Genomic DNA, 15,117 nt, shown 5'->3' with positions numbered 1-15,117 from the left:
GAGTGCTGCATGTAACGTTGTTCATTGACAGATCATCAGAGTGGAGAGTCTTGTGGCCGCGTTTGAGAACCCCGATCACGAAGGTCGACTGGTAACCATCCCCCAGGTGCTGGATGCGTTTGCTGATCTGCACTTCACGCAAGAACCCCTCGGATCAGTACCCACGGTCATACATACTGCTGATGGTGAGCAAAACGGTTTCCAAGTAAACGAGGCACTTGGCGATGAAGTTGCCAGGAGCGTTTTTAATCTTCCCTTTCTTTTCCACCGCAGTGGTGAGCCTTGGCTTGAGGCTAATTCATATCTCATTGGCCTCGTAAAAGATAAGCACGCTAAAACTCGCCCTACAGATGATGCAAGACGTCAAGCTAGCCGGCTCTTGGATTACTTGATCTTCTGTGAAAACAATAATATCGATTGGCTCGACTTCTCCGGGAAGCGACTGCCGCAGCGGCCCACTTATAAGTACCATCGTTACTTGATGGAATTGCCCGAGCGAGGTGCGCAGGTCGCGAACCAATATACCGGGACGGTGTACCGGTTTTATAAGTTCGTGTCACTGCACTGGCACGAGATTGATATTTCGCGAGTGGACTCAGTAAAGCAGATATCATTCTTTGTGGAGAATGATTACGGGCTTGCCAAGAGGATTACCGTAGAGAAAAGGAGTCAAACTCAGGCATATAGTCGCCGCAAGATCGTTCCAATGGGCTATGTTGATGATGAAGGCGAGTGCCTCCGCCCGCTAAGCAATGTGCAGTTGGCTGAAGTGGTGGCGGCGGTCAATGCTGAAGAGTGGAGTGCTCTGGATCGACTCATAATGCTATTTGCGGTCATGACTGGAGCTCGAAAGCAAACTATTCTAACTCTGCGAGTGAAGCACGTTCAGGTATTGATGGATGGGAAGTTGCAGCCTGATGGGACTTATGTCTTAAGAGCTGGGCCGGGCACTGGAATTGATACCAAGAACAACAAGCCCCAGACACTATATGTTCCTAAGCAGCTAGCCATAGACTTGCTGACCTACATTTCCAGCCCGCACGCCAAAAAAAGGCGGCAAGGGTTTCAAGCTTCGTACGCCGCGAAATACAGTGAGCTTGAAAGGATTGCTGATGAAGATATGTACGTCTTTATCTCGGAACAGTGCAATTGCTACTACATGGCATCGTCTGATGCGCGCTATAAGTTTGTCAAATCCCGACCAACTGGAGCAGTTACCAATAATCTTAAGGAAAAGCTTCGCAAAAGTGTGTCCGCAGACTTTCCAAAAGACTTCACTTTTCATTGGTTAAGGGCAACTTTTGCGTTTCAATTGTATCAATTGCTCTTGCCTCGGATAAAAGATGGTGCGTTGCAGCCGGGAGATGATATCTCGATTATTCAGTCGCGCCTGCATCATGAGCGCCGAGAGACCACAGAAAACTATCTTAAGTTATTCTCTATGATTCCAGAGAAAATGAGAGCACAAGAAAGTTATGAAGAGGTTTTGTTCAAATTTTCTTCATATAGTGATTTGTTGGTGGGTAAAAAATGATGGTGACAGATTTGAAGGCAAGAAGTATCAATGTCGTTGAGTTGTCCTATATGGGGCAAGATCACGCGATTCTGTCTCCCCAGTCACTTGCGTTGAAGCTTTCTAACAGAGTAATTCCGTTGGATGTTGGGGTGTTTGCGTACTCAATCCGAGGGCGGCTAGATCCTCGAAAAGGCACTTATTGGGTCGATGAGAGATCACTGGTTGCAAGTCGAAAGAAACTGATTATTTCTTTGCTTGACTCTTATTACACGTCGGGTGCTACTGAAGGCTCCATAAATACGGATATTAAGAATTTCGAGTATGCATTAAATTGGTGTGATGCTAATGGGTTTGTAGATGTATTTTGTAATTCGGATTCTGCAAGGCTTGGTTATGCAAAATTTACTGGCCATCTTTTTCAAGAGATTCTCAAGCCCGATGGCGCTTCGCCGCTTAGCTGTCAAGCACGTCAACGGGTACTGAAAAAGGCGGTGCAACTTCAGTTTCCCGAAAGTTGCGAAAATATTGTGGCAGGTGTGCAGCCTATTAAGCACATAAGGGAAGGGTTGGAGCCTCCAGAAGAACATCTCGTTAGCGAGTATGTTGAAATTTCACTAAGCATTGCCTTGTGCTTTTCAAGATTTGTAATGGATGGGGCTCCATTCCCGTTACGATTCAATGCAAGAGACTATCATACGTATATTTATCCTCTTAATGGGTCTATTGTGACTCCATACTCAAAAGCATCTACTGCATTTAATGCTTATGATTTCGCTGAGGGGCGAATAAAAGAGGTTTCCGAGCTAAGTACGTTAAATCGGAAGCAGGCTAGGATCAGCGTCATTAATGCACATGAGAATTTACTGGTCGCGAATTCTGATCCGTACCATTTCTCCAGACAACGTTTAGCCAGTTTGGCAATGCAGGCATATGCATGTCTGATTAATTTGGTTGTTGGCGCTAATTCAGGTGAGCTAGTGCAGTTTTTGTATGATGATGCATTAGAGCTTGTGAGTTCGCCGCTTAAAAAGGAACTTTCTGCTATCAAGCTCAGAGCAAAGGGGTTGGAGGTTAATTATACGGTCGGGCGTGGCGCAGGAATGAAGATTCTTAAGGAGTATTTGGCATTTAGAGAATGGACTCTTAAGGGGCGTAAGTGTGATTACCTTTTCTTTCGGCCTGTGCAGGTCGACTCAGATGGGCGCGCATGGCGCTATGAACGACTAAATCTAGATTTTTCCGCTACATACTTCAAAAAGCTCAGAGGTACTTTTTTGCCTGCAACCGCAAAAAATATTCCGCCATTGCGTGTGCGGAAGTACAAAAGTCTCGTTCTCCATCTGCTGAAACACTCGCCACTTCTAGTTTCCGCAGTAATGAATCACCACCCCAGAACAAACATGGAGTCGTATTCGGGAATCGGTGTCTCTGAGCAGAAGGTTGAATTTGCAAATTATTGGGGCGCGGTTAAAAAGGCTGCAATGAGAGCTAGGGATGCGGATCAGCAGGGTAGCGTATCAATTGCTACGGGCCATTGTGGGGGTATGGACAACCCTAGCAAAGATATCCCGGTTGTTGCCATCGAACCGGATTGCAAATCTCCATATGGATGCTTGTTTTGTGAGCACTATCAAGTGCATTCCGATGAGGAAGACATTCATAAGCTCACGAGCTTTCAGTACGTAATTGATGCAATCAGGAACAATGCTCCGGTGTTTAGTTTTTCGGAAGAGACTTTCAAAGATCTGGCTGTGCGAATTGAAGTTGTGTTAGATGCGATATCGCAAAGGTCTGACTCGGCGTGCAAATTGGTTGAGACTATAAGGAGTAAAGTGTTCGACTTGGGGATTTTGACGCCTTTCTGGGAGCAGAGGCTTCAGCGGTACGAGAAAATGGGGATTTATATTTAATGGAAGATTTTTTCGAAGGCCTAGGCGGGGATTTTACAGATCTAAGTGATGCCTTGAGTATTCCAGTTGATCCAGTATGGCGACCTGAAAGTGATTTTGTCCTTTGTCGAGATTTGAATGGCGATGCCACTGCCGTGTATGGTGGCCAATGCTGGGATTTCAACCCGATGCGTCTCAGCGCTTACCTCGTACCTAAGATCCGATTTGATAATTTTCCCAGCTCGGATTCCCCTGAGACTGCTGCATTGGTTGAGGAGGTTAGGTATCTCCTCTTTTGCCTTTTTTTCTATGTGAAATCGGGGCGCTTGGGAAGGCTAAGTGTAGAGGGTCTCTATACGTACTCAAGAGTTTTAAGGTACGCAGTCCAGTTTTGTTTAAGTCAGAAAGGTAATCCTTTAGTAGGGGGGCTGAGCCTAAGTCAGCTTTTCTCAAATCCGGCCTATCTAAGTGCATATAGGTTATGGATGGACTCTAATAAGGTGCATAATCAAACTAGATCGTATACGCGTTCTTTGATACTTCATTTGGCAGCTATTGGAGAGGTACGGCTCGGTTTTGCCCTAAAGGGTGTTTTTAGTGAAGGGTTTGGTGCTCAAAAAGATATCTACAATCAACATCCTATTGTTCCAACGAGAATATATATTGGTGTCATTAACGATCTTGGGGATTGTTTGGATTTGCTACACTCCCACAAGGATCTTCTTGAGGGGTTTTTATCTTGTTTCCAAGATTTGCAGTATGGATGGTCGGAGGAGTATCAGATTCGCCGGTTTGAGGCGCAATCGTTTTCGTTGCAACCAAACCTTCCGGAAGCTATACGGAGCCACGGATTAGATCGTCTTCTTACCGGTGATTTTCAGCCGTTGGGGATAGGTGGGTGGGCGATGGCGAATCGCAGTGGAGTTAGTGCGGTTTTGATGCGGATGCAGTGGATACTTAAGTACGTCATTCATCTCTACACTGGGATGCGTGATCAGGAAGTCATGCGGTTGCCATATTCTTGTTTGGATGCAGAGGAGTTATCCGCTCCTACGACTGACGAAACAGGACGTATATTTGATTCATCTATGATGGTTAGCATAATTTCAACCACTACAAAATTTTCAGGTTATCGGCGATCCACGGCGTGGCTAGCTACTGAGTGTGTGGTTCGCGCGGTTGAAGTGGCGCAAGCTATCTGTAGGGCACTTTCCAGTATTTACAAGGTTGATTATGAAAAGATGCCATTGTTCTTGTGTCCTGTAGTTACTTTCAAGGAGTCTAATATCCCAAAAGTTTCGGTATTCCATGAGGTTGAGCATCGCCCTGATTTTGTACTGAAATACACTCTTCAGGATGATGATCTTGCCGAGTTAGTAGCTAGCGACCCTTTCCGCAATTTTGCGGAAGATGAGAGGTTTCAGCTTGGTGCTTCTTGGCGTTTTACCAGCCATCAATTCCGAAGGTCACTTGCGTTCTATGGTAGTAGCAGCGGATTTATTTCTCTTCCGAGTCTTCGCAAGCAGTTCAAGCATTTGACGATCCAGATGACGCGCTATTACTCCAATAATTTTGAGAAGCTTAAAACTATTTTTGGATACTACGATGAGGATAAGAAGGAATTTGTTCTTCCGAAGAACCATTTTTTGTTTGAGTACCAAACTGGGGTTCCCTTGAATATCGCCTACGATCTCCTTGATCATGCGTTCGGTGATGGCTCTGTTCTCTTCGGTGGAGTTGGGACTTACATCTCGAACCAACGCGAAAAAAATGGCGCTGGCGAAATTCATATCGCTGATCATCGGAAGGAGACAGAGAATCAGGCGAAGGAGGGGAAAATTGCCTACCGGACTACATTGCTTGGTGGGTGCACCACAGTCGGCAAATGTGACTCCTATCTGCTAGGAAATGCCGTTAGCTGCCTATCCTGTGATGAAGGCATCATTGAGAAAGAGAAGTTGGAAGGCGCTATAGCTGATGACGAGGCATTGCTTGAGAGGTTAGAGCCGGGTACTGGCGAATATCAAGTTGTCGAGTCTGAACTGAATGGCTTCAAGAAATTCCACCAGCGATTCATCTCAGTAAAGGTCGTCGAGTGATATGACATCGAACGGCCTTGCGAAGTGTTATGAAGCCTTCGAGCGTCTGAAAGCCGGCAAGCCCGTCGTGGTTAGCCACGTCGATCTTCCACACACCAAAATTACTGCCGGTATCGTGAGCTTTGAGGCAGGTCTCGACAGGGGCTATTTAAAGAAGAGCCGCCCGAGCCATATGCCTCTGATCGCGCAGATTGAGGCCTACCGCAAGAGCTTTGGGTCTGCGGATGCCTCAAAGGCGATGCAGATAAAGCGCGCCAATGACAAGGTCGATAAGGCTCGGCGAGAGCTTGTGATCGCTCAGCAGCAGCTCTTTCACGTCTTGACTCAGAATGTGCAACTAGTTGAAAGAGTTCGCTCTCTAGAGGCTCAGGTGAAGCAGCTGAGTAACGTAAAAGAGCTCAACCCTGGGCCCAGGCGCGGCAAGGGTTAATTTGGTACACAAGGCGGTTGATGGTTAGAAGGGTTACACCCACGCCCCAACTGGCGCCGAGCGTGCAGAAAGTGCTGTCTAGTCGAGCATTGAGGAAGCCAATACGCTACTTAGTTAAGGAAGATATTCCATGAATCTGACTTATGTACCCTTGATCGTCAGTGGCATCTCCGCGCTGATCGCAATTTCTTCGCTGGCCTTCGCCGTGAAGTCCTGGCACAGAACCAATCGCCCAATCATTAGTGTTCGCATCACCACCGTGAAGGGGGGGAACGTCAATATCACACTGAATATCGTGGTCGAGAACACCGGTAACCGACCTGCAAAAGAAATCACGCTGGTAGCGGACAAAGCAGCTGTCTTAGCAGCTCTGAAAGATATATCGAGCCAAGAAATCCCTTTGGATGCTCAGCACTGCTTCTTTGCAGGCAAAAACATTCCTGTCCTAGCCAACGGTAAATCGGCTACTAACGCTTTTGGTGTAATTGGCACGGATGGCGATTGGGAAGCTGGAGCGAGGATTCCATTACTCATCGAGTACCGAAGCTTTGAAGGCAAACGCTACTCAGAAAAGCTAGATCTTTTGCTGGCCGACGATGCAGGATTTGCCCAAACATTCTGGGATGTCGCTTCCGGACAGTAATCGTAGAGTTAAGGAAAGCGTCCGTGCCCGCAACATCGCGTCAGGAAATTACCAGCCATGACCGGGTCACCGAGGCATTCTCCGAATACGCTCTATAGAAAAGCACAGCGCCCATTCTGCGTTGAAGTCGCGAGGCAGCCGGGCGGGAGTCTTAGTCACTCTCTGCCGGCTTTATCCAATATCGCTCAACCGTTCTGACGGTAACGCCCAGCTTCCGTGCAATCTCCGCTTTGGACAGACCGTCAGCTTGCAAGCGTCGCGTCTCGTCGCGAGTAGCATCCGCTTTCTGACCTCGAATTCCTCTAGCTACGTCCTCCTGGCCAAAAGGCTCAAAGCGCCCAGCATCAAGCAGTGTGAGAAGTCGTTTGCTGCTCGCAGCAAGCTGCTCTTCAACCCCCTTGCCAGCGCGACGTGCTTCGACAATCAACAGTACCTGACTTGGAGAAACGTCAAGCACATCACAGAGAGCAACCAGGGTGTCGATTCTGATGACGCTGAAGCCCTTCTCGATCTGACGCAAGTAAGTTGCGTTGATGACTTCGGCACACGCGTCGTGTGTAAGTCCCGAACGTAGTCTTATGTCCCTGATCACCCCTCCTAACACCTTTTTATAGCTCATCTTCATCGCGCCGGGAAAAGGAAGCATAAAGCCAGCTTTGACGCGACATATCCTGTCGGCATAGCATTACCTTGTTTCGCAAAAGACTGCTTAGCACCTCCGTCAATAAATGCCAAAAGAAATCTATTGGGCGTGACGAGATCGAGCTGTCGTCCCTAAGTCCAGATGCCAACCAGAGGCCCTGCTATATGCGCCCCGAAAAAAATCGAGCCACAACTTTTGCTCCGCTTTATCCCGATGAGCAGGATTGCCTCATGGGATTTCTTCGAGATGCGACGGATATTTAAAGCGGAGAGAGGCAGAACGATGGGATCCCAAAAGGGCAAATCCGACTTCACATTTAGTTCCGATGCACCCGGCGCATGGAGCTTGATGAAGAAAGGGCGCGAGCCATGGATGCACATCACCCTGGCGTGCTCGGACAAACAGAGCATCGTGAGCACGGTCTCCACAAATGATCCGGAGCTCGTTAAACGGACGCTCGCCAGCCCTGGAGAGGGGCTCTTCGTGAGGTCTTTCCAGACCGTGTTCTCTTGCGATTTTCCTGACAACGTGGGGGTCGGTATCGCGGACGTCTTCAAGCTCACCGAAGAGCGAACCAAGAGCGGAGAGTTGTTCCACCGCCTTTATACAAAGTTCGGGATGTTCAGATTCGGCGGCCCCATCGAGCTCATGGCGAATCAGGTGGAGCGTGGGTCTGACGTGGTCATCTACACCGCCCCCGCCCCAATACAACGATATTTTGGGAACTAATGACGTGAGCGAATTACAAGAAATAACCGACCTTCTTTACGGCGAGGGCGTACCCATGCCTGGCTCGCAGGTAACCGAAGACGAAGCCCTCAGGATCGTACGTGAGCGCTTTCGATACCCTGATTACTGCATTGTCCGAGATTGGGTTTGGATTGATCTAGACGTGTCCGCCGAGCAACTCGAAGCGCTAGGAAAAACCCGTCGCCAGCCCGTCATCGTTTATGCCCATACCGTGATCTACGATAGCAACCGACGCTGGGATGTTGGTGACTTCGTGCGCACGTCCCCCCTGCATGCTTTCCATGATGGCTTTATGTTCCAGACGCTGCACACGATCTACATCTTGCTGGGAGATGGCGTGCGAAAGCGCGCAGCGATTGAGACAGTAGGCCGGATTTTTTGACCACAAAACCGTTTCTTCTGAACTACAGGACTGCTTGGCGCACCAGCATGCAAATGCGGAGTCTTCTGGACGGTTTCAAGACGGTCATCGAGTGAGAACGTCTGACATTCTTCAAGCTGAGCTGCACGGGTCATACTGGATCTTGCGTACGCTCAGCGAGAGTTTTTTGATCCAATCCGAATAGTCGTTTGACATAGCGTTGCGTCTCACATGGACACACTAGTGGAGCGTGTACTGCCGTTGAGATATGGCACACAGTATAGGCGATTGAACCCGCGCTTCCATGCACTCGAACCGAGGCGTGCGCGCCTTAGCGAGCGACGCAAGCACTACATAAAGATGGCACTCTGCCACGAAATATCGCCTAGTATCGACATGGTCGTAGGGAAACGTCGAAGCCACGCTGCCGTTTCCACTCGTGTATTTGGTCACATGTAGTGCTGGAGTTTTCTGATGGCTTTCGATGCGTCTCCTTCTTGGAGCGGCTTCAACTACCAAGGCAAGGTCGCCCTCTACTACGTTCTCACGCAAATAAACGCTCAGCCAGTGGGAGCCGATCTGTCGAGCTACAGCTTGATGCTTGAAGCCACAGAGGACTTCGAGATCCGACGCGATGGGGCCCCCGTCTCGCTCCACCAAGTCAAAGCATACAACTCCAGCACCTACAGTAGTTACTCCGACGCACTGCTTGGGCTCATAGTAGAGTTATACAAGCATCCAGGCGTTATCGGGAGAATCCACACTTGGAAGATAATTAATACCAAGCCAAACTTTCAAAATCTGACAACATCTATACAAGATGATCTAAACATCATTCTAAATCAATATGAAAACCAAATACCTAAAGATGGAAGTACGATACTCGAAAAAGCCTCATCCAACGGTACAAATATCCCCAAGCCAGCCGCCATACTGAAGGCAGCTTTCACGGGTAGTACAGCAGATAATCTACATGCACTGCTAGCCTCTATCCATAACGGCCAAAATGATGCCATCGCCCGACTTGACGCATATCAATATGACGATGGCAACAGGTTTTGCGACCTAGAAAACATCAACACAAAGATAAAGACAGAAATTTCCATAGCACTTGCGGCTAGAGGAAAACCAATCACGCATGAGTTTTTGGATAAATCCTTTCATTACTTTCTCGGAATGATAGACAGGTACATCATTCAGCGACATAAAAACAAACAAGGAAAAACGAAGATCCCAATAACCTTCATGGAAATTGCTGGAGCCCTTGAGATTGATCATGAAGATGTTAGCAAGGATTATCTAGCCTATAAATTTAAAGACCAGTTTGCCCACTTAATAGATGAATACATGGGCGACCCTGAAGACTACGAGCATCCAGAGGATGACAATTACTGCAACTTAAAGGAGGCAACAAATCTTCTCCTGAATCTACCCCCACAAGATCTATGGGCACATTATCGCAGCTTCTCTCCTCAAATTTATTTACAGCACGACAACAATACAGACAATGCCTTTTCGACAGACAAAGATGGTATCCGCCACGTACTGATAAGGATCCTCCACACGATAAACTTCGAGCGAGCCTCGCACAACGCCTCAAGGTATAAGTTCACCTACCGCACAACCACACTGCCATATCAAAATTACTTGCCAACAACCATAACTAACACCGCTCGCGCAAGCCATATCGAAAAGAAAATCACATCAAACCCGAATATGAGCGAGATTTTGTTCGAAGTCGAAAACCTTATTTACAATGGTCTTGAATCCCATTCATTTTCACCGTCTTCGATGATGCACACTGACGCTCCGTCAGCAGCAGGTGCCGACCCTCGCCCTAAGAGAGACGAAGTATTGAAGCTTATAACCCTTGTTCCCATAGAAGCTGCAAAGGATGCATTAACGTAATGATCAAAATCATCAATAACATCCTTTTCAATAACGGTTATAAGCTGGTTAATATCGAGTTACCACTCGACAATCAGGACATTTATCTTTTCTGCCCAACAGAGGAAGTCAAACGAGAGGAATACTTCGTCACTCTACAGATGCATGAGCAGTCAGAGACGGCGGCGCAAGCCATACTAGAAGAAAAAGCTCAGGAGCTATTCGAGACAATCAGGGACTCGGGGAAAGTAGACAGACCTTTCGAGAAAAACTGCACCATGTTTCTTTGCCACGAAGAGAACATGATCAACAGACAAACAATACTTTCCCTTGAGGAAGACCAATACAACTTCAAGAAAAACGTCATAGCTTATACCCCAAAAGAACTTGAATCCCTAAAAAATTACCTTACCCAGAACAGTATTGACAAGATAACCAATGATGTCATAAACGAAATAGTTAACGCCGAAGGCGGAAGAAGCTTCTTGGAGTTCAAGAACAATCATAAGGGCAGCAATGGCCATTACTCGCTCATACTAAAGACCGCGCTCAAGCTTCCGTTCGTGACCTACAGCCCGCAGGAACAGCAGCTCATTAATTTGAGCCTTGAAATTGAAAAGTCCCTCACCCCAACCCAGTCTTCAATCTACAACCGACTGATGGATCCCGAAATAGAGTGGACTGACGAAAATATCCACCAGCAAGTCGAGCGGATATGGGGTGAGTTGGTATGATTAATCTGAATAAAATCACCCTCAAGAACTTCAAGATATTTGGCGGCGAGCCATACACCATCAGCTTTGAGGATAATAATCTCGTCCTACTTGACGGCCCGAATGGATATGGAAAAACATCCGTTTTTGATGCCATTGAGCTAGGTCTGACAGGAAATATTACTCGCCTTATCACCTTGGAAAATCGCCAAAACCCATCAGACGTGGTCGTTGCGCATCAAGGTGCCAGAAACGTTGAGATAGTTCTGGAGTTCAAAGACAAAAAATCCCAAGTGAAAATATTTCAACGGAAGCTTAAGGATCAAATCCCTAACATTTCCAAGAGAATCTCCAGATTCACAGAGCTTTGGGAGCTCAATGAGATTGTAGAGGGAACGCCAGTGCCCTCAAGTCAAAATTCCTTGGAGCAATACTTTGACAGCAAGGATTTCTCGCGGGACTTCCTACTATTCCATTATGTGCAGCAAGAAGAAACATCTCGATTCCTGAAGACGAACAATGAGGAGAGACGGGCCGAAGAGCTCGCTCAATTATTCGGCGACACCCGAGAAGCTGATGAGAAACTAAATAGACTTTCAGATATTTCCCGAAAGCTATCTGTGTCAAAAAGAGCCGTTATCACCCGGATAGATAACATCAAACGCCAGTTCAAAATCGATGCTGATACCAACATCGCAACAGGCACCATCGAACAACACTTTTACGTTCTCCCGTGGCTAGCCGACGGCCCAAAGCCCCCCTTCTGGGATGCAATCACGATTGCAGAGCTAAACCAGGAGAAGCTCAATAGCTCCTTGATAGAAATAATAAATATCAAGAATCTTCTTGGATATCAGAGTTTTTTCTTTAGAAACCGTAGATTTGAAAGTGCCATTCTCCAGCGAGAAGTCCTTGAGCTATACGTTGGTTATTTCAACTTCATCAACGAACATGACCTGCATGTCAAGCAGAGCAACACATATCAGCTTATCAAGAAATTTTATACGACACTTAGAAGTGGTGATCTTAAACTAATCCGCACAATCCAAAATGTTGAGACGCTATTCCAAGCCCTGAGTTTAGGAAGCAGCCTTGTATTTGAATCTGCGCTCCAATCCCTTATAGAAGAGGAAAGCAAAACGAGTGGACTTAACTCCATCTACACAGAGCTCATCAAGCACCACGACGCCATGTTTGCAGGGCTTCAGAAGATGCCAAATGAGTCTGCATGCTTGCTTTGCGGGCAGGATTATCAAGCCCATGATGCGTTGTCTCACGTTATAGCTCAGCATGGCCACCTACTTAGATCAGAACTATCGGGGCAAGATAAGGTTCTGGTGGCCGCTAGGGATGCTTTCAACACGAGTCATCTTTCACCCTTGCTTCAAGCCTGTGCCACTTATTTGGAACAAACGCCGGCTTCGTCCCAGAAGGATTTGCTCTCATTATCTAAAGCGCTAGCAGCGAAAGAGCGCTTTGAGAAGCTCCGGAAATGGCTACTATCCGAGCGCATCGAGCACGATGACTTGCTGGCGACCACTTTTCCTACGCAGGGCGGAGATAACTACATAGCTGAGACGACCGATGACCTATGTGAGCGGATACGCTCGACAATCGGCGCAGCGCCAGATGGTTATTACGAAGCAAATGGTGCCAGCGTATTTGACAGAATCTATAGGGATTATTTCAACGGCGAACAGGACAAGATGTCTCAGGTCAGCATAGCCCTGCTCGATAAAAAAGAGAGCTACATCAAGAGCCTCTATTTCAGCTCTCTGAAAGGTATTGCTGAGGAGCTCGTCAAGCTTACAAGACAGAGTGATCTACTTGAGCGCGCTGCGGGTGACGTAGGTGATCTCATTACGGCTGTGCGAACTCAAATTCGGCAATACCGGAAAACGCTGATCACCGACATCGAGATCCCGTTTTACATCTATTCAGGCAAGATCCTCCAGACTCACCAAGCTGGGCTTGGCCAGGGCATATTCATCAAAGACCCCACAGGCGAGGACGAGCTGAAGAATGTCCGCATGGTTTCCAACTGGGAGAGTGACCACGACATTCTCAATACCATGAGCTCGGGACAAATATCCGCAGTTGTTATTGCCCTTACTTTGGCTCTGCATCGGGTCTACGCCACCAAGTTCTCCAGCATCCTAATCGACGACCCTGTACAGACCATGGACGACATCAACATGTCCTCACTGGTCGAGGTGTTGCGTAACGACTTCAGTGAAAAACAGATCATCCTGTCAACACATGAAGATAAAGTGGCCAGATACTTTACTTACAAGTACCTAAAGCACGATGAGAACGTTAAAATTATCAATATCATGCAAAGGAAAGAATACGTACCAAGCAATAAGTATATTTACAGCTCGGAAAGTGGCAGTTAATGCGTTCCCGGTAATGTGGTTAATCTAAACGGCAGAGTCGGTGCCAGACCAAACACTACATCGATAACGAACGGAATAGAAATGCGTTACAACACTAGGGCGCACTTACAGAAGTATTTCTTGGAAGTCGAAAATGAAGAGGGAATGTATGTCTGCCAAGAGTGCTTAGAAGACCCTATCCTGAGAAAACTTCAGCCTATGCTGATAGCCGATAAGACCTGCGCTGCATGCGGCAACCTCACCCGCAAAGCCCTTGGGTCGAAACGTATTGCCCGCTTCATACGCGACTACCTACCGAAGCATTTCAAGGTGGATATCGGTCTTCATCCTGGCTATGAAATGACCCTGGGGAAAGTGGTCAGCGAAGCGATTAGATGCAGGAGCCAGGGTGTATACGAGACGATTGCGGAGCACTTGGTCGATCCCAGGGCCGATGGCGAGGAGTTTTACAGCCCTGGACAAGAGTACTGTAAGAGGCCCAGCCCCTTCAGTTCGAAGTCGGAAGAGCATTTGCACGTAGTATCGGATTGGGAAGACATCGCGCATGAGCTAACTCATGGCCGCCGCTTTTTCAATGACAAGGCAAGAGAGTTCTTCGAGTCGCTTGTTGCCGAGGCAATCGGTGCAAAAAGTGCAGAGGCCCCTGAAAAGTCTGCCGTCATCACGACTCTTCCCGCAGGTACATTCGTGTACCGCGCACGCATAGCTAACGACGCTCGTGAAGCCGTGAAGTTCGCGGAGGATCCTACTAACGAGCTTGGCGCCCCACCGAAGACGCGTGCAGCAAACAATCGAATGAGTCCCGCTGGTATTTCATTGCTGTACGTTGCAAATGACGTGACTACATCCATTGCTGAGGTTCGGCCATCCATTGGCGATGCGGTGGTGGTGGGACAGTTCACGACTAGGGCTCCACTTACGCTTTTTGATTTCACTGCGCTCGACAACAGGCTCGACCATAGCGCCCTCAGCCTCTTCAACCCCGGCTTCCAGATGAGGTCTGACCGTCGGCGTCTGCTGGAGTACTTGCACGACGAAATTGCCCGCCCTTCTAGAGCTCAGGACACGGACTATGTGGTGACTCAAGCACTGGCTGAATTTATTCGCTATTACGAGCCCCAGGCATTTGACGGCATTATGTTCCGTTCTGTGCAGCACGACGGAGGAGTCAACTTTGTACTCTTCGACAAGGGAAGACCCGAAAGCATGCAGGCACCTGATTGGCGTCCCAAGTTCGCCCTTCATATATCCTCTGATGCAGCCAGGATTCACCACGTCTGCTCCGTGAGTTACAAGACGGATGAGGCCTGGCCTTAAACGCTCCAAGCGAGGTTGTCAGAGTGCCTGCAACACATCGCCAAATTCATTTCGCGGGCGTTTTTGAGAGAACCGGGTATCCAACTTAAAGCGCTGTCAGTATCGGCCACCGATCATGAATCCAGGCATGTTCTGCGGGTGTGGCAGTGGTCACCACATAGACCCGTCGCTGCTCCCCCTCGCCAATCACTAGGCATTCCAGGGCGTAGCCATCAGGCACATCGAACCAGTGTGACGCCCGATTCTTCTCGCCTGGCTGACCTTCCTTCTCCATAAATCTCTGCACCATGGCGAAGCCACGGCGAGGCCGGTATTTATCCCATCCGCCTGCTTGCACCGTGCTGAGCTTTGCCCACCCCCCTTGGGGCCCATTGCCAGGCTGCTCCTTGCGTCTGCCCCACGTAATCCAATCGAGCTGGCGGCTATCTTCCAGCAGCACAGGGAGGGCCGCCCTTGGGTTCGGGAAGTAAATC

General features: G+C 48.1%; 13 protein-coding genes. 11 read left to right on the top strand and 2 right to left on the bottom strand.

Features of this window, described 5'->3' with window-relative positions; genetic code table 11:
- Positions 1 to 52: 52 nt before the first annotated feature.
- From AACX99_RS18170 to AACX99_RS18150, 5 genes are all read left to right on the top strand, one after another.
- Positions 53 to 1,534 (top strand): site-specific integrase, encoded by a 1,482-nt coding sequence (locus AACX99_RS18170; protein WP_339413835.1) that lies wholly within the window; start codon positions 53 to 55, stop codon positions 1,532 to 1,534.
- Positions 1,531 to 3,426 (top strand): hypothetical protein, encoded by a 1,896-nt coding sequence (locus tag AACX99_RS18165; protein WP_339413834.1) that lies wholly within the window; start codon positions 1,531 to 1,533, stop codon positions 3,424 to 3,426. Before AACX99_RS18170 ends, AACX99_RS18165 begins: the two co-directional genes overlap by 4 nt.
- Positions 3,426 to 5,504, top strand: a complete 2,079-nt coding sequence (locus tag AACX99_RS18160) for an integrase (protein WP_339413833.1) — start codon at positions 3,426 to 3,428, stop codon at positions 5,502 to 5,504. Before AACX99_RS18165 ends, AACX99_RS18160 begins: the two co-directional genes overlap by 1 nt.
- Position 5,505: 1 nt before the next feature.
- Positions 5,506 to 5,934: a hypothetical protein gene (locus AACX99_RS18155; RefSeq protein WP_339413832.1), complete on the top strand. Its 429-nt coding sequence runs from the start codon at positions 5,506 to 5,508 to the stop codon at positions 5,932 to 5,934.
- A gap of 130 nt (positions 5,935 to 6,064) precedes the next feature.
- Positions 6,065 to 6,577, top strand: a complete 513-nt coding sequence (locus tag AACX99_RS18150) for a hypothetical protein (protein ID WP_339413831.1) — start codon at positions 6,065 to 6,067, stop codon at positions 6,575 to 6,577.
- A 151-nt stretch (positions 6,578 to 6,728) separates the two neighbouring features.
- On the opposite strand, the gene AACX99_RS18145 is transcribed toward AACX99_RS18150, so the two are convergent.
- Positions 6,729 to 7,223 (bottom strand): helix-turn-helix domain-containing protein, encoded by a 495-nt coding sequence (locus AACX99_RS18145; protein WP_339413830.1) that lies wholly within the window; start codon positions 7,221 to 7,223, stop codon positions 6,729 to 6,731.
- Between the two features lie 369 nt (positions 7,224 to 7,592).
- On the opposite strand from AACX99_RS18145, the gene AACX99_RS18140 reads away from it, so the two are divergent.
- From AACX99_RS18140 to AACX99_RS18115, 6 genes are all read left to right on the top strand, one after another.
- Entirely contained in the window at positions 7,593 to 7,949 is a 357-nt protein-coding gene (locus AACX99_RS18140) for a hypothetical protein (protein WP_339413829.1), read from the top strand.
- 4 nt (positions 7,950 to 7,953) lie between these two features.
- On the top strand, positions 7,954 to 8,352 hold the full coding sequence (locus AACX99_RS18135; RefSeq protein ID WP_339413828.1) for a DUF6957 family protein: 399 nt from the start codon (positions 7,954 to 7,956) through the stop codon (positions 8,350 to 8,352).
- Between the two features lie 453 nt (positions 8,353 to 8,805).
- Positions 8,806 to 10,239: an ABC-three component system protein gene (locus AACX99_RS18130; RefSeq protein ID WP_339413827.1), complete on the top strand. Its 1,434-nt coding sequence runs from the start codon at positions 8,806 to 8,808 to the stop codon at positions 10,237 to 10,239.
- Positions 10,239 to 10,952, top strand: a complete 714-nt coding sequence (locus AACX99_RS18125; protein ID WP_339413826.1) for an ABC-three component system middle component 1 — start codon at positions 10,239 to 10,241, stop codon at positions 10,950 to 10,952. Before AACX99_RS18130 ends, AACX99_RS18125 begins: the two co-directional genes overlap by 1 nt.
- Positions 10,949 to 13,327: an AAA family ATPase gene (locus AACX99_RS18120; RefSeq protein ID WP_339413825.1), complete on the top strand. Its 2,379-nt coding sequence runs from the start codon at positions 10,949 to 10,951 to the stop codon at positions 13,325 to 13,327. Before AACX99_RS18125 ends, AACX99_RS18120 begins: the two co-directional genes overlap by 4 nt.
- Before the next feature lie 81 nt (positions 13,328 to 13,408).
- Entirely contained in the window at positions 13,409 to 14,644 is a 1,236-nt protein-coding gene (locus tag AACX99_RS18115) for an RES family NAD+ phosphorylase (protein ID WP_339413824.1), read from the top strand.
- A gap of 85 nt (positions 14,645 to 14,729) precedes the next feature.
- Here the strand turns inward: AACX99_RS18115 and AACX99_RS18110 are convergent, their stop codons facing one another.
- Entirely contained in the window at positions 14,730 to 14,918 is a 189-nt protein-coding gene (locus AACX99_RS18110; RefSeq protein ID WP_339413823.1) for a hypothetical protein, read from the bottom strand.
- Positions 14,919 to 15,117: the final 199 nt, after the last annotated feature.

It is taken from the genome of Pseudomonas sp. EA_35y_Pfl2_R5 (genome assembly GCF_963970805.1).
GTDB lineage: Bacteria > Pseudomonadota > Gammaproteobacteria > Pseudomonadales > Pseudomonadaceae > Aquipseudomonas.
The sequence above is the reverse complement of the archived record's forward strand: the minus strand, read 5'-3'. Positions and strand labels throughout refer to the sequence as shown.